Annotated in this window: 19 protein-coding genes; 15 read left to right on the top strand and 4 right to left on the bottom strand. The window is 47.6% G+C overall.

The features are described from left to right. Nucleotides 1–66 precede the first annotated feature (66 nt). The 4 genes from rsmB (at nucleotide 67) to R7044_RS21060 (ending at nucleotide 4,856) form a co-directional block, all read left to right on the top strand. A complete protein-coding gene (gene rsmB / locus R7044_RS21075) occupies nucleotides 67–1,350 on the top strand; it encodes a 16S rRNA (cytosine(967)-C(5))-methyltransferase RsmB (RefSeq protein ID WP_033906577.1) in 1,284 nt (427 codons plus the stop codon). 63 nt (nucleotides 1,351–1,413) lie between these two features. Further along, nucleotides 1,414–2,790 carry a Trk system potassium transporter TrkA gene (trkA, locus tag R7044_RS21070; RefSeq protein ID WP_005379062.1) on the top strand — a complete coding sequence of 459 codons (1,377 nt, stop codon included), beginning with the start codon at nucleotides 1,414–1,416 and terminating at the stop codon, nucleotides 2,788–2,790. A 9-nt stretch (nucleotides 2,791–2,799) separates the two neighbouring features. Then, entirely contained in the window at nucleotides 2,800–4,245 is a 1,446-nt protein-coding gene (locus R7044_RS21065) for a TrkH family potassium uptake protein (RefSeq protein ID WP_017821575.1), read from the top strand. A gap of 26 nt (nucleotides 4,246–4,271) precedes the next feature. Next, nucleotides 4,272–4,856: a DUF3157 family protein gene (locus R7044_RS21060; RefSeq protein ID WP_005379050.1), complete on the top strand. Its 585-nt coding sequence runs from the start codon at nucleotides 4,272–4,274 to the stop codon at nucleotides 4,854–4,856. 33 nt (nucleotides 4,857–4,889) lie between these two features. On the opposite strand, the gene trhA is transcribed toward R7044_RS21060, so the two are convergent. Both trhA and R7044_RS21050 read right to left on the bottom strand, forming a co-directional pair. Next, nucleotides 4,890–5,543, bottom strand: a complete 654-nt coding sequence (gene trhA / locus R7044_RS21055; protein ID WP_025768918.1) for a PAQR family membrane homeostasis protein TrhA — start codon at nucleotides 5,541–5,543, stop codon at nucleotides 4,890–4,892. Between the two features lie 70 nt (nucleotides 5,544–5,613). Further along, nucleotides 5,614–6,420 carry a sporulation protein gene (locus R7044_RS21050; RefSeq protein WP_005379045.1) on the bottom strand — a complete coding sequence of 269 codons (807 nt, stop codon included), beginning with the start codon at nucleotides 6,418–6,420 and terminating at the stop codon, nucleotides 5,614–5,616. A 296-nt stretch (nucleotides 6,421–6,716) separates the two neighbouring features. Here R7044_RS21050 and R7044_RS21045 point away from each other — a divergent pair, with 296 nt between their 5' ends. The 5 genes from R7044_RS21045 (at nucleotide 6,717) to R7044_RS21025 (ending at nucleotide 10,724) form a co-directional block, all read left to right on the top strand. Beyond that, the gene (locus R7044_RS21045) at nucleotides 6,717–6,884 is read left to right on the top strand and encodes a hypothetical protein (protein WP_005379043.1); all 168 of its coding nucleotides are present in this window, start codon (nucleotides 6,717–6,719) and stop codon (nucleotides 6,882–6,884) included. 166 nt (nucleotides 6,885–7,050) lie between these two features. Further along, nucleotides 7,051–7,317 carry a YihD family protein gene (locus R7044_RS21040; protein ID WP_005379040.1) on the top strand — a complete coding sequence of 89 codons (267 nt, stop codon included), beginning with the start codon at nucleotides 7,051–7,053 and terminating at the stop codon, nucleotides 7,315–7,317. Between the two features lie 308 nt (nucleotides 7,318–7,625). Beyond that, nucleotides 7,626–9,047, top strand: coding sequence for a cytochrome c oxidase accessory protein CcoG (gene ccoG / locus R7044_RS21035; protein ID WP_017821570.1), 1,422 nt, complete (start codon nucleotides 7,626–7,628; stop codon nucleotides 9,045–9,047). A 53-nt stretch (nucleotides 9,048–9,100) separates the two neighbouring features. After that, nucleotides 9,101–10,087 (top strand): serine/threonine protein kinase, encoded by a 987-nt coding sequence (locus tag R7044_RS21030; protein WP_205391059.1) that lies wholly within the window; start codon nucleotides 9,101–9,103, stop codon nucleotides 10,085–10,087. Nucleotides 10,088–10,121: 34 nt separating this feature from the next. Next, nucleotides 10,122–10,724: a thiol:disulfide interchange protein DsbA/DsbL gene (locus R7044_RS21025; protein WP_033906582.1), complete on the top strand. Its 603-nt coding sequence runs from the start codon at nucleotides 10,122–10,124 to the stop codon at nucleotides 10,722–10,724. Nucleotides 10,725–10,770: 46 nt separating this feature from the next. Here the strand turns inward: R7044_RS21025 and R7044_RS21020 are convergent, their stop codons facing one another. Beyond that, entirely contained in the window at nucleotides 10,771–11,649 is an 879-nt protein-coding gene (locus tag R7044_RS21020) for an acyltransferase (RefSeq protein ID WP_033906583.1), read from the bottom strand. Between the two features lie 149 nt (nucleotides 11,650–11,798). On the opposite strand from R7044_RS21020, the gene R7044_RS21015 reads away from it, so the two are divergent. After that, entirely contained in the window at nucleotides 11,799–12,755 is a 957-nt protein-coding gene (locus R7044_RS21015; protein WP_172563441.1) for a DUF2860 domain-containing protein, read from the top strand. A gap of 58 nt (nucleotides 12,756–12,813) precedes the next feature. Here the strand turns inward: R7044_RS21015 and R7044_RS21010 are convergent, their stop codons facing one another. Beyond that, nucleotides 12,814–14,337 (bottom strand): YifB family Mg chelatase-like AAA ATPase, encoded by a 1,524-nt coding sequence (locus tag R7044_RS21010; protein WP_005383862.1) that lies wholly within the window; start codon nucleotides 14,335–14,337, stop codon nucleotides 12,814–12,816. Between the two features lie 465 nt (nucleotides 14,338–14,802). Between R7044_RS21010 and ilvG the strand changes: the two genes are divergently transcribed. From ilvG to ilvA, 5 genes are read left to right on the top strand one after another with little or no spacing between them, the layout of a single operon-like run. Next, entirely contained in the window at nucleotides 14,803–16,449 is a 1,647-nt protein-coding gene (ilvG, locus tag R7044_RS21005; RefSeq protein WP_005378960.1) for an acetolactate synthase 2 catalytic subunit, read from the top strand. An 11-nt stretch (nucleotides 16,450–16,460) separates the two neighbouring features. Continuing rightward, nucleotides 16,461–16,745: an acetolactate synthase 2 small subunit gene (gene ilvM, locus R7044_RS21000; RefSeq protein WP_005378958.1), complete on the top strand. Its 285-nt coding sequence runs from the start codon at nucleotides 16,461–16,463 to the stop codon at nucleotides 16,743–16,745. Between the two features lie 12 nt (nucleotides 16,746–16,757). Further along, the gene (ilvE, locus tag R7044_RS20995; RefSeq protein WP_213874944.1) at nucleotides 16,758–17,696 is read left to right on the top strand and encodes a branched-chain-amino-acid transaminase; all 939 of its coding nucleotides are present in this window, start codon (nucleotides 16,758–16,760) and stop codon (nucleotides 17,694–17,696) included. A gap of 13 nt (nucleotides 17,697–17,709) precedes the next feature. After that, nucleotides 17,710–19,551 (top strand): dihydroxy-acid dehydratase, encoded by a 1,842-nt coding sequence (ilvD, locus tag R7044_RS20990; RefSeq protein ID WP_005383859.1) that lies wholly within the window; start codon nucleotides 17,710–17,712, stop codon nucleotides 19,549–19,551. 2 nt (nucleotides 19,552–19,553) lie between these two features. Beyond that, nucleotides 19,554–21,101: a threonine ammonia-lyase, biosynthetic gene (ilvA, locus tag R7044_RS20985; protein ID WP_065274979.1), complete on the top strand. Its 1,548-nt coding sequence runs from the start codon at nucleotides 19,554–19,556 to the stop codon at nucleotides 21,099–21,101. Nucleotides 21,102–21,103 lie beyond the last annotated feature (2 nt).

Genomic DNA, 21,103 nt, shown 5'->3' with positions numbered 1-21,103 from the left:
TATTATTCCCAATTATACGAACTTTTAGAGGGCAGAGATGCCCTCCTTTACTTTAAGGTACTCATCATGAATGTTCGCGCTGCGGCTGCTAACGTCCTGTATCTTGTCGTCGACAAGGGCCACTCACTTTCAAGCGCTCTTCCAGCGGCTCAACAAACGGTACGACCTCGTGACCACGCTCTGTTACAAGAGATCTGTTACGGTGCGCTACGTTACCTACCTCGCCTAGAAATGATCGCAAACCAATTGATGGATAAGCCGCTAAAAGGCAAACAACGTGTATTCCATCACCTAATTCTGGTTGGTATTTACCAACTGAGCTTCATGCGCATTCCTGCGCACGCAGCTGTCGGTGAAACGGTTGAAGGCACTAAAGAGCTGAAAGGTCCTCGTCTGCGTGGTTTGATTAACGCTGTATTGCGTAACTACCAGCGCAACCAAGAAGAACTCGACCAAATGGCCGTCAGCAACAACGCTGGCAAGTACGGTCACCCAAGCTGGTTACTAAAACTGCTGCAAGAGGCCTACCCACAGCAATGGGAAAGCATAGTTGAAGCGAACAACCAAAAAGCACCAATGTGGCTGCGTGTAAATCACCAACACCACACTCGAAATGAATACCTTGCGCTGCTCAAAAATGAAAACATTGATAGCACGCCACACACAGAAGCAATGGACGCCATAAAATTGGCCGCACCATGTGACGTGATGAAGCTACCTGGTTTTGATAAAGGTTGGGTTTCGGTACAAGATGCGGCGGCGCAGCTTTCGATCAACTACCTAAAACCACAAGACGGCGAACTGATTTTAGATTGCTGTGCTGCGCCAGGTGGCAAGACTGCGCACATTCTAGAGCGCACGTCGGGCAGTGAAGTGGTCGCGATTGACTGCGACGACACACGCTTGAAACGTGTGCATGAAAACCTGAAGCGTCTCAACCTTCAGGCAAAAGTGGTTTGCGGTGATGCGCGTAATCCACAAGAATGGTGGCAAGGCGAGCAATTTGATCGCATTTTGCTGGATGCCCCATGTTCTGCGACTGGCGTGATTCGTCGTCACCCAGACATCAAATGGCTACGTCGTGCAGACGACATCGCCGCATTAGCAGAGCTGCAAAGTGAAATTTTTGATGCCATGTGGACGCAACTGAAGCCCGGCGGCACCATGGTTTACGCGACTTGTTCAATCACACCGCAAGAAAACGTGGAGCAAGTAAAAGCGTTTTTAGCACGTACCGCGGATGCGCAACTGCTGGATTCTGATCCCGACCAGCCTGGTCGTCAAATTCTACCAGGCGAAGAAGATATGGATGGTTTCTACTACGCAGTGCTAACTAAAACACACGCGTAACAGCATGCTAAATAGGGCGATTGAAGTGATTTCAATCGCCTTTTTCAGATACGAGAAAAGAGTATGAAGATCATTATTCTTGGTGCAGGTCAGGTTGGCGGCACACTGGCAGAAAACCTAGTGGGTGAAAACAACGACATCACCATCGTCGACAATAATGCCGACCGACTGCGTGAATTGCAGGACAAATACGACCTGCGTGTGGTCAATGGCCATGCGAGCCACCCAGACGTGCTGCATGAAGCTGGCGCGCAAGACGCCGATATGCTCGTCGCAGTAACCAACACTGATGAAACCAACATGGCTGCCTGTCAGGTCGCGTTCACTCTATTCAATACCCCAAACCGCGTTGCACGTATTCGCTCTCCAGAATACTTGGCAGAAAAAGAAGCCCTGTTTAAATCTGGCGCTATTCCTGTTGATCACCTTATCGCACCAGAAGAACTCGTCACGAGCTACATCGAACGTCTGATCCAATACCCAGGCGCGCTGCAAGTGGTGAGCTTTGCTGAACAGAAAGTCAGCCTAGTGGCGGTGAAAGCCTACTATGGTGGCCCGCTGGTGGGTAATGCGCTGTCTGCTTTGCGTGAGCACATGCCGCACATCGATACCCGTGTGGCGGCTATTTTCCGCCAGGGTCGCCCGATTCGCCCACAAGGCACCACGATTATTGAAGCCGACGATGAAGTGTTCTTCGTTGCAGCAAGTAATCATATTCGCTCAGTGATGAGTGAGCTTCAGCGCCTAGAAAAACCGTACCGCCGCATCATGATTGTTGGCGGGGGTAACATCGGCGCAAGCTTGGCTAAACGCCTAGAGCAAACTTACAGCGTGAAGCTGATTGAGCGTAACTACCAGCGTGCAGAAAAGCTCTCTGAGCAACTAGAAAACACCATCGTGTTCTGCGGTGATGCGGCAGACCAAGAGCTTCTCTCGGAAGAGAACATCGACCAAGTCGACGTTTTCATCGCGCTGACCAACGAAGATGAAACCAACATCATGTCTGCAATGTTGGCAAAACGCATGGGCGCTAAAAAAGTGATGGTGCTGATCCAACGTGGCGCTTATGTAGACCTGGTACAAGGCGGCGTAATTGATGTAGCAATCTCACCTCAGCAAGCCACTATTTCAGCCTTGCTAACGCACGTTCGTCGCGCTGATATCGTAAACGTATCCTCACTTCGCCGCGGCGCTGCGGAAGCGATTGAAGCCGTCGCTCACGGTGATGAAAGTACATCTAAAGTGGTTGGACGTGCGATTGGAGATATAAAGCTTCCACCTGGGACCACCATTGGTGCTATCGTTCGTGGCGAAGAAGTTCTTATTGCCCACGACCGTACGGTCATCGAGCAGGATGACCATGTGGTGATGTTCCTGGTCAACAAAAAATACGTATCAGACGTCGAAGCGCTATTCCAGCCGAGTCCATTCTTCCTCTAGGATTTTCCTATGGTCAACTTACGTCCCGTACTGTTTGTTATCGGGCTGGTTTTATCCAAACTGGCCCTGTTTATGTACGTGCCGACTTTGGTCGCTTTCTTTACCGGTACGGGGGGATTCCTCGATTTCGCCCAAGCCGTTGTGATCACGCACCTTGCCGCCTTCATCTGCCTAACGATAGGTCGAACCGCCAAGTTCAAACTCAGCGTACGCGATATGTTCCTCATCACCAGTTTGGTTTGGACCATCGCGAGTGCGTTTGCCGCTTTGCCATTTGTGTTTATCAACCACATCAGCTTCACCGACGCCTACTTCGAAACGATGTCGGGTATCACCACGACGGGCTCAACGGTGCTCAGTGGCCTAGACAACATGGCGCCGAGCATATTGTTGTGGCGCTCTATTTTACAGTGGCTTGGTGGCATTGGTTTTATCGTGATGGCGGTAGCAGTGCTACCTATGCTGAATGTCGGTGGTATGAAGCTATTCCAAACCGAATCATCAGATTGGTCGGATAAAAGTAGTCCAAGAGCGAAAACGGTCGCCAAAAACATCGTAGCGGTATATTTAATGCTAACAGGCCTATGTATTTTGGGCTACTTGATCACCGGCATGAACCTGTTCGAAGCAATCAACCATGCCTTTACTACGCTATCGACGGGTGGATACTCTACATCTGATGGGTCAATGAACCACTTCTCTAATGGCGCACATTGGGTGGCCACTACCTTTATGTTCTTAGGTGGTTTGCCGTTTTTGCTCTTTATCGCCGCATTACGTAAACGCCGTATTGATGTGTTGGTTAACGACGCTCAAGTTAGAGGATTTGCGTACCTGTTCGTATTCTCAAGCTTAGTGATTTCAGCTTGGCTAGTGATTCGAGATGGGTACACCATTTTGGATGCCCTGCGAGTGTCGATGTTTAATATTGTCTCTGTCGTCACCACAACTGGCTTTGGCTTAGAAGACTTCACCGCATGGGGCGCATTACCCACCACTCTTTTCGCATTCTTAATGATGGCGGGAGCATGCTCAGGATCAACGTCTGGCGGGATCAAAATCTTCCGCTTCCAAATTGCGATGACGCTGCTAAACAAACAAATGATGAAGTTGATTCACCCTTCAGGGGTGTTTGTACAGCGTTATAACCAGCGACCGGTGAATGATGATATTGTTCGCTCAGTGGTGGCATTTGGCTTGATGTTTTTTATCACCATTATCTTTATCGCAGGTTGTTTAAGTGCTCTTGGCCTCGACCCTGTGACCAGTATTTCTGGCTCAATCACCGCCGTTGCCAATGTTGGCCCTGGTATGGGTAGTGTGATTGGCCCGACAGGCAACTTCGCGCCTCTGCCCGATACTGCCAAATGGCTCTTAAGCTTTGGGATGTTAATGGGCCGCTTGGAAATTCTGACTATTCTTGTACTGTTCTTTCCTGCGTTTTGGCGCCGCTAAGCAGACTCTAATTAAAAGGTATAACAATGAAAACATGGATTACTCTGGCGACCCTACTTGCCGCCTCATCCACATACGCCGCCGAGGTCATCACTTTAGCCGATGGTCGAGAAGTGAAGTTGAACGATGACTTTACCTGGGAGTACGTCATGAAAAAACCGGCGCAGCAAGCGACGGAGACACAAACAACAGCAAGCGTAGTTGAAACAATCGCAGCTCCTGCGATTGCGACAATTCCTGTGGTAACGAAAACCGTTGGCACGACCGTGGTGGTAAACGCCAAAAAGCCAACCATGCAGCTATCAGATTCAGGTGTGGATGTATTGATTGGTTCAGCAAGCTATCAAAGCGGTGAGCTTATTTTGCCTACATCAATCACTAACCAAAGCTCTCAATCTGTCATTCAAGTGGAAGTTGAGGTGCAAGTGTTTGATATGTCTGGTCAGCAACTGGCAAAAGAAAACGTGACGGTTTGGCAATCCATCAAGCGCATGGCGGATACCTACCTGCGACCACAGCAAGCGGAACAAGGTAAGAGCATTAAATTGGCTGTACCGCAATCACAGCAATACCAGTTTTCTGCCAAAGTGCTAGAGGTAAAAACTCGCTAATACGTGTTTAATATTCTTTGTTGAGCCTATCGGCTAGATAGGCTCAACAAAGTAATAAATAGCAAAGAAATGGCACACGCAGCCAGCCAAAACAAAGCCGTGCCAAATCGCATGGTTAAAGGGAATGCGCTTCGCAACGTAGAAAATCACGCCCAGTGAATACACAACTCCACCAGCAGCAAGCAGTGTAAGTCCGCCGACATCCAAGTTGATCGCCAACTGATAAATCACAATCAACGATAACCATCCCATCACCAAATACGTCATCAAAGAAAGCTTTTTAAATCGATAGACGAACGCAACTTTCATGATGATGCCGATCAACGCAATGCTCCAAATAACGATCATCAACCCAAATGCTAGAGGTGTTCTTAAGCTGACTAACAAGAAAGGGGTATAGCTGCCTGCTATCAAAAGATAAATAGCACAGTGGTCGAAGGTTTTTAGCCAACGTTTCGCTTTGGGATGAGGGATCGCATGATAGAGCGTCGAGGCCAAAAATAGCACGATAATACTCGCACCATAAATCGCCATACTGGTAAGCGTTAAAGTGTCAGCTTGATGGTCTATGGCTTTAACTAACAGCAGTATCAAGCCAACAATACCAAAAATCATCCCTATACCGTGGGTGATGGTATTGGCCAGTTCTTCACGTTGACTGTATTGAGGTTTCTGCAGCTCGGACATCAATGCGCCTATACTAGAGTTTGAAATTTGCTCTAGTATGGCACATTAGGCTTACACGTGTAAGCTTAAATTAAGACTCATGAACGGCAGTAGTTTGATCGAGATAATTGAGTACCAGTTCGCCAACTTGATCTGGCTTAGTCGTGGCAGGAATGGTCAGCTCTCGCTTGAGTTTGCCACTACCCAGTAAGCTCGCGAGCATGCCACCTTGCCCCTTGCGTGTGCGGTCAACTTCAAACCATAACTTGAGCTCTTGCTCACTGCGGTGGGCAACAAATTCTAATTCGCGCCACACGCCGTGGTAAGGTCCGTCGGTTGGCACCAGCTCAAACTCTTGCACAAATGGTAGATCGAATCCTTTCACTTCCTCGCATTCCACCTGGCGAATTCGTAAACCTTGCGCTTCAAATGCAGATAGTACCGCATCCATCAGTGGATCAGGTCGAACGGTGAGGATGTCTTTATCAGTCGGATCCAAAGCAGCAGCAACGTCTAAGCCGGTTTCTAACCATACTTTGGCATCACCAATGGTGACAGGCGTGTTCCAAGGCACATCGAGCTTAACATCGAAGGTACGCTCTTCGCCGGAATGGATGGTAAATGCGTAAGGGAGACTCCACTTAGCAAGCACATGAGTTTGAGGTACTCGGCGCATGCTGTGTCCTTCTCGCGCACCACGGTCATCAGGGGCTTCTGCGATGTAGCGGCAACAGAGTTTTAAATCAATGTTGTCGATCGCTTGTTCAGTCGCACCACCATATACATGGATCGACACATCCACACTTTGACCTGGGTATAGCACGTCTTGGTTTAAGATTGAGTCGACCTTCGCGCTCCCAATCCCAAAACTGGCAAGTGTCTTCTTCAAAAATGACATAGGCACCTCCTTCATCGAGATCTCATACTACTACTGCTGATCGTGGGATCAAACAAAAATTGCCTCGAACATCGCGACAAAATGACAAAATCTAAACAATTCAATTGCTCAACTATCGACCAATTATTACAAGGATGCTAATCTTACACTTGATATGCATGCATATCGGTATTCCTGACTCATTAACTGGATTGGCGAGAGCCAGAAGAGTGATTCTTCAATCTTGTTGGAGCCTAGCTCATAATGATTCAGGCCATTACATCGGCAATGGATATGCCTGACAGTTAGGTAAATTAATGCGCCCAACAACAGTCAGGTTCGCACACACTAATACTAGTGCAATGCGCCGCCGCAGTGGCTTTACTACTGCACCAAAGGCAAAGCAAGTTGCGCCAGCAATGACATTGGTTGAGAAGACAGCAATGATGTCGAGTGTTCCGGCCAAAGTTATCAAAGCAGCTTAATCAAAAGCGCGGCGCTAGCTGCGCTTTTTTTTTTGCACGCGACTCATAAAGCTTCAAAGACTTAGAACAAACTACAGTGAAAGAGATAGTTTTTCCTATTTGGTCTTCGCAAAGCAATTTGGTACCTTTACTGCTAATTACACCTATAAATTCTGTGGAGAAAGAAATGAAGTGTCATCGCATTGAAGAGCTGCTTGAGCTACTAGAGCCTGAATGGCATAAAGATCAAGAGCTGAACCTCTTGCAGTTCATCGTTAAGCTGGCAAAAGAAGCAGGCTACAAAGGAAAGCTAGAAGATCTGACCGACGATGTACTGATCTACCACCTTAAAATGCGTAATAGCAGCAAAGATGAAATGATCCCTGGACTCAAAAAAGACCAAGAGGACGATTTTAAAACGGCGATCCTACGCGCTCGTGGCATCATCAAATAACCAGCTCAACAGCCAGTATTCTTTAAGCGACTCTCTCTGTGAGTCGCTTTTTTATAACCAAAGTTTTTAGTCCCACAATTGGTTATAACTGTTCAGCCAATTATCAGGTTAACTGTACTGATTTTTGTTGTTAAACATTGACTGCGTTAAAGAAACGGAATTGTTATTGATTGTATAATCGCCGTTCATCAGTATTTACTAAAATAATTATGTTCGGTCATCTTTATGACGGAACGAGCAGCAATGTCATCGAGCGACATCAATAGAAATGACGCCGTACATTATAAAAGCCTAAGAAGGATGAGTGCATGAGTCAGGACAAGATCGATATCAAAGATGTGACTCCTAAAACCTATAATCCCAAAACCCATAAAGGAAACGGGGATCGGTTTAACCCAAGTAATCGCATCTATGTACGCGAAAGCAAAGGGACTTACCAGAAACTACGTCGTTACGGTGGTTGGTTCTTACTACTTCTCTTCGCTTTGATACCGTGGATTCCTTACGGTGAACGTCAAGCGATCTTACTTGATATTGGCAACCAGCAGTTCAACTTTTTCGGTACCACCCTGTACCCACAAGATCTTACCCTACTCGCCTTGCTGTTTGTGATCGCGGCGTTTGGGTTGTTCTTTATTACCACCTTCTTAGGTCGGGTTTGGTGTGGCTATCTCTGCCCACAAACCGTCTGGACCTTCATGTATATCTGGTTTGAAGAGAAGCTCGAAGGTAGTGCCAATAAACGCCGTAAACAAGACTCCAATAAGCTGACGGCGAATTTAGCGATGCGTAAAACCGTCAAACATATAGCTTGGTTTGCCATTGCACTCGCCACTGGTTTTACTTTTGTTGGCTACTTCGTACCAATGAAGCAATTGGTTATCGACTTTTTCACCTTTAACGCCAACTTCTGGCCCGTCTTTTGGGTAATGTTCTTTGCCATTTGTACTTATGGTAATGCTGGTTGGATGCGTTCCATCATGTGTATTCACATGTGTCCTTACGCGCGCTTCCAGTCTGCCATGTTTGATAAAGACACCTTCATCGTTGGCTACGATGCAAAACGTGGGGAAAAACGTGGCCCACGTCCGCGTAAAGCCGATCCAAAGCAACTTGGTTTGGGTGATTGTATTGATTGTGATTTGTGTGTGCAGGTGTGCCCAACAGGTATCGATATTCGTGACGGCTTGCAGTATGAATGTATCAACTGTGGCGCCTGTATTGATGCGTGTGATAACACCATGGATCGCATGGGCTACGAGAAAGGCCTAATTAGTTATACCACCGAGCATCGCTTATCGGGTAAGAGTACCAAAGTCATGCGTCCGAAGCTGCTAGGCTATGGTGCCGTACTACTCGTCATGGTCGGTCTTTTCTTTGCCCAAATTGCAGCGGTAGACCCAGCCGGCATGAGTGTTATTCGCGACCGTAACCAACTGTTCCGCGTTAATGGCTCGGGAGAAGTAGAAAACACCTACACCCTCAAGGTGATCAACAAAACTCAGCAAGTGCAAGAGTACTCGTTGGATGTTGAAGGGCTATCCGATGTAAGCTGGTATGGTAAGCAGACAATTCAGGTCCAGCCAGGTGAGGTATTGAACCTGCCAATGAGTCTTGGTGCCGATCCTGACAAGCTAAACTCTGCGATTACGACAATTCAGTTTATACTCACCGATAAGAGCAACGAATTCACTATTGAAGTAGAAAGCCGTTTTATTAAAAAACTATAGCGCTACTTCAGTGACTAACGGAAAAAGGCTCAGTAATGAGCCTTTTTGTTTATATGTCCCAAAGTATGTTTAACTTTGACGCCCTTACCCCAGACTTTATGTGGTACGCGTTAGAAAGCATCGGCGTTCGCGCAGAATCAGGCTTTCTTCCCCTCAATAGCTACGAAAACCGTGTTTATCAATTCACTGACGAAGAGCGTCGTCGTTATGTCGTCAAGTTTTACCGTCCTGAACGTTGGAGCAATGAACAGATCCAAGAGGAACACGACTTTACTTTAGAACTGATTGGCAATGAGATCCCCGTCGCACCACCTGTGCGCATCAACGGTGAAACCCTGCATCACTATCAAGGCTATGCTTTTGCGCTGTTTGATAGCGTGGGTGGTCGCCAATACGAGGTTGACAATTTAGATCAGCTCGAAGGTGTAGGGCGTTTCCTTGGCCGAATCCATAAAGTCGGCAGCCGCCAAGCCTTCCAACATCGTCCTACTATTGGCTTACAAGAATACCTGTATCAACCAAGAGAGATTCTGCAAAACGCCAATATGATTCCAATGCACTTGGAGAACAGCTTCTTCAATGACTTGGATATGCTGATCAAATCAATTGAAAGCCACTGGCAAGAAGGCTTCAATATCATTCGTTTGCATGGCGATTGCCACCCAGGCAATATTTTGTGGCGAGATGGCCCTATGTTTGTTGATTTGGATGACGCTCGTGACGGCCCTGCAGTACAAGACTTATGGATGCTATTGAACGGTGAACGCCAAGACAAACTGATGCAGTTGGATATTGTTTTAGAGGCTTACCAAGAGTTTTGCGACTTTAATCCTGCAGAATTGAAACTAATCGAGCCACTTCGCGGTCTACGAATGGTGCACTATATGGCATGGCTAGCAAAACGTTGGCATGACCCTGCATTTCCTCTCGCTTTTCCATGGTTTAATGAGCCAAAATACTGGGAAGGTCAGGTCCTTGCATTTAAAGAGCAGATCGCCGCTTTAGAAGAAGCACCGCTGTCTTTAATGCCTCAATGGTAAGTCAGGCCAAAAATTCAAAAATGGAGATATTTCGATGAAAAAACTGTTCGCACTGTTTTCTATGCTGATATTAAGCCTGTCGGCACATGCAGCGCAATTCAAAGAAGGTGAACATTACAAAGTATTGGATCTTGAGGCATCAAAAAAACCTCTTGTGACGGAGTTTTTCTCTTTCTACTGCCCGCACTGTAATAGCTTTGAACCAGTTATCCAGCAACTGAAAAAGCAGTTGCCAGAAGGTACTAAGCTATTAAAAAACCACGTTTCTTTCATGGGTGGCAACATGGGCCCATCAATGAGCAAAGCCTACGCGACCATGGTTGCACTAAAAGTGGAAGACAAAATGGTGCCAGTGATGTTTAACCGCATCCACAATCTAAAGAAAGCACCACGTAATGATGAAGAACTTCGTCAAATCTTCCTTGATGAAGGTGTAGATGCGAAAAAATTCGATTCTGCATTCAAAGGCTTCGCGGTTGATTCAATGGTTCGCCGTATGGACAAGCAATTTGAAAACAGCGGTCTAACCGGCGTTCCTGCGGTTATCGTTAACAACAAATACCTAGTTCAAGCACAAAGCATCAAAACGATGGATGAGTACTTCTCTCTGGTGAACTACTTGCTGACACTAAAATAAGCACATCGATATCAATCAAAAGGGGAACACGTCGCTCCCCTTTTGTTTATTTGTAAATCTCTTGTAGCAACCGATCTTTTTCTTGCCACACATCCCCCAACCATTGCTGAAATTGTCGCTTATAGGGCTTATCGTTGAAGTAATCACCAAGCACTCTTTCATCAACGGGTAACACATTTACACGCACAACCACCTTGCTCATGCGGCCCATCAATAAATCCTTGAACGGTTTATGCGTATTTTCTGGGTACGCCAACGTAACGTCGATAATGCTCTCGAACTGCTCCCCCATCGCCGCTAACGTGTACGCAATCCCGCCCGACTTTGGTTGCAGCAAATATTGATAGTTTGCTTTACTCTTACGCTGCTTTTCTTCGGTAAATCGGGTTCCTTCGACATAGTTAACCACTGTGGTTGGAGTGTGTTTGAATTTAGCGCACGAGCGACGTGTCGTCTCTAAATCTTTACCTCGCTTATGAGGGTTGCGGATCAGATACTCTCGCGAATAGCGACGCATAAATGGCATATCGAGCGCCCAACACGCCATCCCGATGAAAGGCACATACAGCAGTTGTTGCTTGAGGAAAAACTTCGGCATGGGAATACGGTCTTTAAACACGCAGCAAAGCACAACAATATCTGTCCAACTGAGATGGTTACTGATCAGCAGATACCACCCGTCTTTTTTAAGCGCTTCACCGCCCTGAACATCCCACTCAACACGGTTAGATACCGCCAGAATGCACGCATTAACGGTAGCCCATAACCACATCACCTTATTGGCACAAACGGTCGCTAGTGCTTTTAGCTTTACGCCAGGAAGCAATATTTTAAATACAGCGATAACACAAATTGCGAGTGAACAAACCGCAGAATTGAGAATCACAAAAGAAGCGTTAAAAAAAAATAACAAATATGCCAACATGATAGTCAAACAACAGTGATAATGTGTGAAGAATAAAACAGCGTGTAATTATACTGCGCCTTTGCCACATTGGAACATGCGTGGAAATGGTCAGATTTGTTACCGCAACCAATATGTGCACCATTCATTCGACAACAAGGAGATAACGAATGAAACCAAGGCTACTTCTCTTGCCTTTGGCCTTTGTCGTCAGTTCTGCTCAGGCTCAACTCGCTGAAACCGCGGGTTTTGGCGGTGAAATTTCGCTGAATGCCGGATTCATATCATCAGAATCCAATTTCAATACAGAAAATAGTAACACCATCGATTCTCTCGATAAGCGTGCCGATAGTGACAGTTCCGTTATCGCTGCACCGCTAGGGAGTGTGACATACACCTTTGGTAGCCGACTCAACCACCAAGTTTACGCCGGTACCACACGCTCAGATGTCGCCGTAGGTACACTCGCTTTTCAGTTGGGCTATCAACACGAGCTACAATCTGGCACCGTGCTCGATGTTTCCTATCTGCCGACGGTACTCAAAGGCGAAACTTGGCGCAACCCTTATCAAGTAGGAACCGCACGTAAAGAGACGGATGTTGACGGCAATGCGTATCGCTTTCAGATCAAAGGGTTAATTGATAAGAACTTCAACCTTGATCTTGCTTATGCTGATAAAGACATCGAGCAGGAGGAAGTGACAGACCACTCACTTGCTCGCGATGCTAACCTTTACTATGTCAAAGGCGACTATCGCATTCCACTCAACCAAACGTCTATGTTGCAACCCGCTTTCACCTACATCAATCAAGATGCCGACGGTAAAGCGGAGTCATTTGATTCGTACGGATTGGACATTAGCTGGTTTAAATTTATCAACCGCCATCGATTGGCCCTTACCGCGGGTTATGCATGGAGAGACTATCAAGCCGCTAGCCAAACTTTTGCTAAAACACGAAATGACGACACCATTAGCCTATTTGCGGCCTACGAATATCAAAACGTATTTGACTGGCAAGACTGGTCGTTCATTTCTTTAGCCGGCTATAGCCAAACTGACTCGAATATCACGTTTTATGAGGAGAAAGAGTACCTATTGTCGCTTGGTCTCAACTACACCTTCTAACGTCCTTCATCGCAACAAGGCGCTCACAACACTTGTTGCGATGACATTTTGCATGTCTCTATACCGCTTGCGCCGTAAGCTGTTTCAGCAAACGGTCCATCGCTCGATACCCAAGTGCTTCAGCCAAGTGCGTTCGTTCAATTTGCTCCGCCCCATCCAGATCGGCGATTGTTCGCGCCACTTTGATAATACGATGATACGCACGAATCGAGAGTCCTAAACGATGCAAAGCGGTCTCAAGAAACTCAGCATCACTCTTATGCAAGGGACAAAACGCCTCAATTTCTCGACTACCTAGCAGTGCATTGACCTTACCACTGCGGTTTAGCATATTGTTACGCGCATGGCTCACACGCGCTTTTACGATAGCAGTCGGCTCACCGCGATCACCTCCTTCTGCTAATGTCCCTTTGGGCAAAGCTGGGATTTCTAAAGACATATCAAAGCGATCTAACAGTGGTCCAGATAATCGACCAAGGTAGCGCAAAATAGCTTGTGGATTGGTGCGCGCTTGATTGCCTTCGTAATATCCTGTCGGGCTTGGGTTCAATGCTCCAACTAATTGGAAACGAGCCGGAAAGCGTGTTTTACCTTGCGCTCGAGAGATAATGATCTCGCCAGATTCGAGCGGTTCGCGTAACGAGTCCAGAACTTTACGATCAAATTCGGGCATTTCATCGAGAAACAATAACCCGTTGTGGGCTAAAGAGATCTCCCCTGGTCTGGGTACCGAACCACCGCCGACTAATGCCGCCATTGAACTTGAATGATGCGGAGAACGAAACGGACGCGACTTCCAGTTATGCTCATTAATTTCACTCTGAGTCAACGATGCCACCGAAGCGGTTTCCATTGCTTCTTCGTCACTCATTTCCGGTAATAAGTCACACAAACGCGAAGCCAACATCGTTTTTCCAGTACCTGGCGGGCCAAGGAAAAGTAAGTTGTGGTTTCCAGCGGCAGCAATCTCCAGTGCTCGCTTACCTTGTTGTTGGCCAATAATATCTTGTAAGTCTCGACCATGTTTTTCGATCGTTTTTCGCTTAGGCGTTTGAAAAAGATTCAGTCGATGTTGACCACAAAGCTCGGCACATACTTCCAGTAATGATTGGGCCGATTTATGTTGTTCCTTCCCCACTAGCGCCGCCTGATCGCCATTCACATGTGGGACGACCAAATGACGTTGAATCTTACTGGCTTCCAGCGCAGCAGGCAGCACACCTTTTACAGGTCTCAGACCACCAGATAGTGCTAACTCACCAACAAATTCGTAGTTTTTGAGCTTATCTGTCGCGATTTGCTCCGAAGCGGCCAAAATTCCCAATGCAATAGGAAGATCAAAACGCCCTCCCTCCTTGGGTAGATCTGCCGGAGCCAAGTTCACGGTGATCCGCTTAGCAGGAAATTGAAAGTTAGAATTAATGATCGCACTGCGTACGCGATCTTTGGACTCTTTTACCGTTGTCTCTGGCAAGCCTACTAAGGTAAACCCTGGCATGCCGTTGCTGATATGAACTTCTACACTAACCGATGGCGCTTGCACCCCGACGCTTGCTCGACTATGAATGATTGCCAGCCCCATACGTTCCTCAATTTTTTTGAACACTCTGTAAACAAATGTTTTATCTAGTTGGTTATGTTATATACCGCGTCCCAATTGAGAGTTAATGTGAAAAAAGAATGACTTTTTGCTTGTCATGCAGCGGAATTGTGTGATACCACTAATGACGCAAACAATTTCGTAGAACATTACACAACATTTTTTAACGAAAAAAGAACGACAGACAGATGAACCTTTTCGCTCATATCAACGCACTGCTAGCCCTGATTATCGTGGTCATTATTGGCACCGCGCGGGGTATTGTGGGCGAAAGGTAACCACAAATTACAAAAAACCCCCGCACTGAAAAGTCCGGGGGTTTTTTTACAACTACAAGTTGTCATCTGTCTAACCCTCGGACAGTTTAACGGGAAGAATGGGAGTGCACATGAAGTGCAATAAATATGGCAATCGCTACGAGCCACAACGTAGCAAAGGAGGTTTACGATGACTGGTGCACAACTTGTCGTAGCCGCTTTAAGACAGCAAGGCATCGAAACCGTTTTTGGCTACCCCGGCGGGGCCATCATGCCAATCTATGATGCTTTGTATGACGGTGGGGTGGAACACATCCTATGCCGTCACGAGCAAGGGGCCGCTATGGCTGCTATCGGGATGGCTCGTTCCACTCAAGACGTTGCTGTGTGCATGGCAACTTCCGGCCCAGGAGCCACTAACCTTGTTACCGGCCTTGCCGACGCTTTCCTTGACTCCGTACCTCTAGTTGCCATCACAGGCCAGGTAGCTAGCTCTCATATCGGTACCGATGCATTCCAAGAAATGGATGTGATCGGAATGTCCCTAGCCTGTACTAAGCACAGCTATCTCGTGACCGAAATTGAAGATCTAGCTCCGACACTTGCCGAAGCCTTTGAGGTCGCAAAAACCGGTCGTCCGGGTCCTGTCATTGTCGATATCGCCAAAGACGTTCAACTCGCTCAAGCACCTACAGACCTTCTTCCTCCATACATAGCGCCAGCAATCGAAGATGTCAGCGCTGAAGATATCAAACGTGCGCAAGATGTGCTGGCAGCATCTACTCGCCCAGTGTTGTATGTTGGTGGTGGCGTGCAACTTGCGAAAGCAACCGATGCAGTACGCGAATTTCTTCGCTTAAACCCAATGCCTGCAGTTAGCACATTAAAAGGCCTCGGTACCATTGAACGCCATGATCCTCACTATCTTGGTATGTTGGGTATGCATGGCACCAAAGCCGCCAACCTAGTGGTTCAAGAAGCCGATCTATTGATCGTGGTTGGCGCGCGTTTTGATGACCGTGTGACGGGTAAGCTCGATACGTTTGCACCAAATGCGAAAGTGATTCACATCGACATTGATGCTGCGGAGATTCATAAACTGCGCCACGCCAACGCACCATTACGTGGCGACATCAACACCATTCTTCCTCAGCTAGAGCTGACTCAAGATATCTCACCGTGGGTTCATCACAGTGAAAGTCTGCGCAGCGGCTTTAAGTGGCGTTACGACCACCCAGGCGAGTTAATCTACGCACCGCTATTGCTTAAACAACTGTCTGACATGATGCCAGATAGCTCAATTGTCTCGACTGACGTCGGTCAGCATCAGATGTGGGCAGCGCAACATATCCAGCCACGCGAACCACAAAATTTTATCACTTCTGCTGGCCTTGGCACCATGGGCTTTGGCTTGCCAGCAGCGATGGGCGCTGCAGTCGCACGTCCTGATGATCAGTCTATCCTTATTACAGGTGACGGTTCATTTATGATGAACGTTCAGGAATTGGGCACGCTGAAGCGTCGGCAGATTCCAGTGAAGATTGTCCTTCTTAATAACCAACGTCTTGGCATGGTTCGCCAATGGCAGTCATTGTTCTTTGACGGTCGCCACAGTGAAACCATTCTTGATGACAACCCAGATTTCGTGATGTTAGCAAAAGCGTTCGATATCCCGGGCAAAACCATCACCAAGAAAGAAGAAGTCGAACCTGCTCTCAAAGAGATGCTAGCGAGTGAAACTTCTTACATGCTTCACGTTTTGATTGATGAAGAAGAAAACGTGTGGCCATTGGTGCCACCTGGCGCATCAAACAGTGATATGTTGGAAAATACATAGGAGACAATCGCATGGACAGATATTTACTCGACATCAAAGCCGATGACAAACCGGTACTGTTGGAGCGCGTTCTACGTGTGATTCGTCACCGAGGCTTCGTGATCAAACAAGTCGCTGCTACGCAAAACCACGAAAGCAAAGTAGCCAGCGTCGAGATCATCGTCGACAGCGATCGACCAATCTCGTTTTTGATCAATCAAATAGAGAAGTTGTGGGACGTTCGTAAGGTTGAGGTGCTAAAAATCCGCAACGATGAACTGCCAAATCACAACTTACAACAACACGTAAGTGCATAAGGAAGGCAACAAATGGCAACGAAAACTGCAGATTTCATTTGGTTTAATGGTGAGATGGTTCCATGGGCAGAGGCGAACGTTCACGTTCTGACTCACGCAATGCACTATGGCACATCCGTGTTTGAAGGCGTGCGCTGTTACAACACACCAAAAGGCCCAATTGTCTTCCGTCACCGTGAGCATGCACAACGTCTAAAAGATTCTGCCAAGATTTACCGCTTTCCGATTCCATACACAGTAGAAGAAATCATGGAAGCGACCCGCGAAACACTGCGCCAAAACAAACTCGACAGCGCTTACATTCGTCCATTGGGTTTTGTCGGTAATGTTGGCTTAGGCGTATGTCCACCAGTTGGCACTGAGATGGATCTAATCATTGCCGCATTTCCTTGGGGCTCTTACTTAGGCGAAGAAGCGCTAGAAAAAGGTGTCGATGCGATGATTTCAAGCTGGAACCGCGCTGCGCCAAACACCATCCCAACTGCGGCTAAAGCAGGCGGTAACTACCTATCTTCACTACTGGTTGGTGGTGAAGCGCGTCGTCACGGTTACGACGAAGGTATTGCGCTAAGCGTAGATGGTTACCTATCGGAAGGGGCTGGTGAAAACATCTTCGTTATCAAAGATGGCGTAATCACCACACCACCAGCAACTAGCGCGATTCTACCGGGCATCACTCGTGACTCGATCATGACAATTGCACGCGATAAAGGCTACAAAGTACGTGAGGCGAACATTGCTCGTGAAGCCCTTTACCTTGCCGATGAAGTCTTCATGACAGGTACTGCGGCTGAGATTGTACCAGTGGCAACCATCGACAAGATTGAAGTGGGCACTGGTAAGCGCGGCCCTATCACTAAAGAACTACAAGCAGCCTACTTTGGCCTATTTGACGGCACCACGGAAGATAAGTGGGGCTGGTTAGACTATGTGTACCCAGAACAGAAGTAAGAAGGATTAGGAAATGCCAAAATATAGATCAGCTACCACCACACATGGTCGTAACATGGCGGGTGCACGAGCACTGTGGCGTGCAACGGGTGTGAAAGAAGAAGACTTCGGTAAACCAATCATCGCCGTTGTAAACTCGTTTACTCAATTTGTTCCGGGTCACGTACACCTGAAAGACATGGGTCAGCTTGTAGCACGCGAAATCGAAAAAGCTGGCGGTATTGCGAAAGAATTCAACACCATCGCGGTTGATGATGGCATCGCAATGGGTCACGGCGGCATGCTGTACTCACTGCCTTCACGCGAACTGATCGCAGACTCAGTAGAATACATGGTCAACGCGCACTGTGCCGATGCCATGGTATGTATCTCTAACTGTGACAAAATCACTCCAGGAATGTTGATGGCATCTATGCGTCTTAACATCCCGGTTATCTTTGTTTCTGGTGGTCCAATGGAAGCGGGTAAAACCAAGCTTTCTGATCAGATCATCAAACTAGACCTTGTAGATGCGATGATCCAAGGCGCAGATCCAAAAGTGTCTGATGAGCAAAGCGAGCAGATCGAACGCAGCGCATGTCCAACGTGTGGATCGTGTTCAGGCATGTTCACTGCAAACTCAATGAACTGTCTAACTGAAGCACTGGGTCTTTCTCAACCAGGTAACGGTTCTATGCTGGCAACGCACGCAGACCGTGAACAGCTGTTCCTTAATGCAGGTCGTCGCATCGTTGAACTGACTCGTCGTTACTACGAGCAAGATGACGAATCAGCACTGCCACGCAACATCGCTACGTTTGATGCGTTCGAAAATGCGATGGCACTGGATATTGCAATGGGTGGCTCAACCAACACCATTTTGCACCTGTTGGCTGCAGCGCAAGAAGGTGAAGTGGATTTCGATATGGAAGATATCGATCGCCTATCACGCCAAGTACCACACCTATGTAAAGTGGCACCATCTACCCAGAAATATCACATGGAAGACGTACACCGCGCTGGTGGCGTCATGGCAATTCTTGGTGAGTTAGATCGTGCAGGTCTTCTACACAATGATGCGCGCACCGTGCTTGGCCTTTCGATGAAAGAGCAGCTGGCGAAATACGACATCATCCAAACTGAAGACGAAGAAGTACTTAAGTTCTACCGCGCAGGTCCCGCGGGTATTCGTACTACTCAAGCGTTCTCACAAGATTGCCGCTGGGATCGCCTTGATGACGACCGTGCGGAAGGTTGTATTCGTACTATCGATCATGCCTTTAGCCAAGAAGGTGGCCTAGCCGTTCTATCAGGCAACATCGCATTAGATGGTTGTATCGTTAAGACTGCTGGTGTGGATGAGAGCATTCATAAATTCACTGGCCCAGCCGTAGTTTTCGAAAGCCAAGAAGACGCCGTAGAAGGCATCTTAGGCGGCAAAGTAAAAGCAGGCGACGTGGTTGTTATCCGTTACGAAGGCCCTAAAGGTGGTCCGGGCATGCAAGAAATGCTTTACCCAACCACTTATCTAAAATCGATGGGCCTTGGCAAAGAGTGTGCACTTCTGACTGACGGCCGTTTCTCTGGCGGCACATCAGGTCTTTCTATCGGCCACGCCTCTCCTGAAGCAGCAAACGGCGGTGCAATTGGTCTGGTAAAAGAAGGTGATATGATCGCAATTGATATTCCAAACCGTTCAATTTCACTCCAAGTGTCTGAACAAGAACTTGCTGAGCGCCGTGCAAAACAAGACGAACTAGGCTGGAAACCAGTTGACCGCCAACGTGAAGTTTCCTTTGCACTCAAAGCGTACGCGAGTATGGCAACCAGTGCTGACAAGGGTGCAGTACGAGACAAGTCGAAGCTAGAGGGCTAGCAATGATGGAAGCTCAACCCGAAAAACAAGTGAACCAAACTGGCGCAGATTATCTGCGCCAAATCCTTCGCGCACCTGTTTATGAAGTAGCAACAGTGACGCCACTGCAAGAAATGCCTCGTTTATCTGCACGTATCGGGAATAACGTGCAGATCAAGCGTGAAGATCGCCAACCCGTACACTCGTTCAAATTGCGCGGTGCCTACAATATGGTGGCGAGTTTATCTGAAGCACAAAAAGCCGCGGGGGTGATTGCAGCATCGGCAGGCAACCACGCTCAAGGCATGGCGCTCTCTGGTACTAAGCTAGGCATCAAGACCACCATCGTAATGCCCAAAACCACACCAGACATCAAAGTCGATGCGGTACGCAGCTTTGGTGGCAATGTAGTGTTGCACGGCAGTAACTTTGATGAGGCAAAAGCCGAGGCAGAGCGTCTATCCGAGTTAAACGGGTACACCTTTGTCCCTCCCTTCGATCATCCACTGGTGATTGCAGGTCAAGGCACCATCGGCATGGAAATGCTGCAGCAAAATGGTCACCTTGATTACATCTTCGTCCCTGTCGGTGGCGGCGGTTTGGCTGCGGGTGTTGCGGTACTTGTGAAGCAACTGATGCCAGAAATCAAAGTGATTGCAGTTGAGCCAGAAGATTCGTCATGCCTCAAAGCTGCTTTGGATGCTGGTGAGCCAGTAGTACTAGACCAAGTCAGCATGTTCGCCGATGGCGTCGCTGTAAAACGCATTGGCGAAGAGACTTTCCGTCTATGCCAAAAGTACATTGATGGCCATATTGCCGTCTCTAGCGATGAAATCTGCGCAGCAGTAAAAGACATCTTTGAAGACACCCGTGCGATTGCAGAGCCTTCTGGCGCGCTTGCTCTGGCGGGTTTGAAGAAGTTTGCTGAGCAAAACAAACTGCAAGGTAAGAATTTAGGTACTGTGCTGTCTGGTGCCAACACTAACTTCCATGGCTTACGTTATGTTTCTGAGCGTTGCGAGCTTGGTGAGAAACGTGAAGGTTTGCTTGCCGTCACCATTCCTGAGCGTCAAGGTGCCTTCTTTGAGTTCTGTAACCTCATTGGCGGCCGCGCCGTAACGGAGTTTAACTACCGCTACAACGATGACGCATTGGCAAATATCTTTGTCGGTGTGCGTTTGCAAGGCGGTCAGGAAGAGCTAGAACATATCATTCACGACTTACGTGATGGTGGCTACCCAGTGGTTGATTTGTCTGATGATGAAATGGCGAAGCTGCACGTGCGCTACATGATTGGTGGTAAGCCGTCTAAGCCGCTTAAAGAGCGCCTCTACAGCTTTGAATTCCCAGAGTATCCTGGGGCGCTACTTAAGTTCTTAAGCACACTCGGCACACACTGGAATATCAGTTTGTTCAACTACCGTAACCACGGCGCTGACTACGGACGTGTTTTATGTGGTTTCGAGTTAGATGAAAGCGATTTAGCTCAGTTTTCTGCACATTTACGTGAACTTGGCTATCAATGCAAAGACGAGACAGACAACCCATCGTATAAGTTTTTCTTGTCATAAAA

It is taken from the genome of Vibrio sp. 1402 (assembly GCF_033340275.1).
The sequence above is the reverse complement of the archived record's forward strand: the minus strand, read 5'-3'. Positions and strand labels throughout refer to the sequence as shown.

Bases quoted from the DNA above. Each gene is read 5' to 3' on its own strand.
- rsmB (WP_033906577.1), top strand. From the start codon at position 67: ATGAATGTTCGCGCTGCGGCTGCTAACGTCCTGTATCTTGTCGTCGAC.
- trkA (WP_005379062.1), top strand. From the start codon at position 1,414: ATGAAGATCATTATTCTTGGTGCAGGTCAGGTTGGCGGCACACTGGCA.
- R7044_RS21065 (WP_017821575.1), top strand. From the start codon at position 2,800: ATGGTCAACTTACGTCCCGTACTGTTTGTTATCGGGCTGGTTTTATCC.
- R7044_RS21060 (WP_005379050.1), top strand. From the start codon at position 4,272: ATGAAAACATGGATTACTCTGGCGACCCTACTTGCCGCCTCATCCACA.
- trhA (WP_025768918.1), bottom strand. From the start codon at position 5,543: ATGTCCGAGCTGCAGAAACCTCAATACAGTCAACGTGAAGAACTGGCC.
- R7044_RS21050 (WP_005379045.1), bottom strand. From the start codon at position 6,420: ATGTCATTTTTGAAGAAGACACTTGCCAGTTTTGGGATTGGGAGCGCG.
- R7044_RS21045 (WP_005379043.1), top strand. From the start codon at position 6,717: ATGCGCCCAACAACAGTCAGGTTCGCACACACTAATACTAGTGCAATG.
- R7044_RS21040 (WP_005379040.1), top strand. From the start codon at position 7,051: ATGAAGTGTCATCGCATTGAAGAGCTGCTTGAGCTACTAGAGCCTGAA.
- ccoG (WP_017821570.1), top strand. From the start codon at position 7,626: ATGAGTCAGGACAAGATCGATATCAAAGATGTGACTCCTAAAACCTAT.
- R7044_RS21030 (WP_205391059.1), top strand. From the start codon at position 9,101: ATGTCCCAAAGTATGTTTAACTTTGACGCCCTTACCCCAGACTTTATG.
- R7044_RS21025 (WP_033906582.1), top strand. From the start codon at position 10,122: ATGAAAAAACTGTTCGCACTGTTTTCTATGCTGATATTAAGCCTGTCG.
- R7044_RS21020 (WP_033906583.1), bottom strand. From the start codon at position 11,649: ATGTTGGCATATTTGTTATTTTTTTTTAACGCTTCTTTTGTGATTCTC.
- R7044_RS21015 (WP_172563441.1), top strand. From the start codon at position 11,799: ATGAAACCAAGGCTACTTCTCTTGCCTTTGGCCTTTGTCGTCAGTTCT.
- R7044_RS21010 (WP_005383862.1), bottom strand. From the start codon at position 14,337: ATGGGGCTGGCAATCATTCATAGTCGAGCAAGCGTCGGGGTGCAAGCG.
- ilvG (WP_005378960.1), top strand. From the start codon at position 14,803: ATGACTGGTGCACAACTTGTCGTAGCCGCTTTAAGACAGCAAGGCATC.
- ilvM (WP_005378958.1), top strand. From the start codon at position 16,461: ATGGACAGATATTTACTCGACATCAAAGCCGATGACAAACCGGTACTG.
- ilvE (WP_213874944.1), top strand. From the start codon at position 16,758: ATGGCAACGAAAACTGCAGATTTCATTTGGTTTAATGGTGAGATGGTT.
- ilvD (WP_005383859.1), top strand. From the start codon at position 17,710: ATGCCAAAATATAGATCAGCTACCACCACACATGGTCGTAACATGGCG.
- ilvA (WP_065274979.1), top strand. From the start codon at position 19,554: ATGATGGAAGCTCAACCCGAAAAACAAGTGAACCAAACTGGCGCAGAT.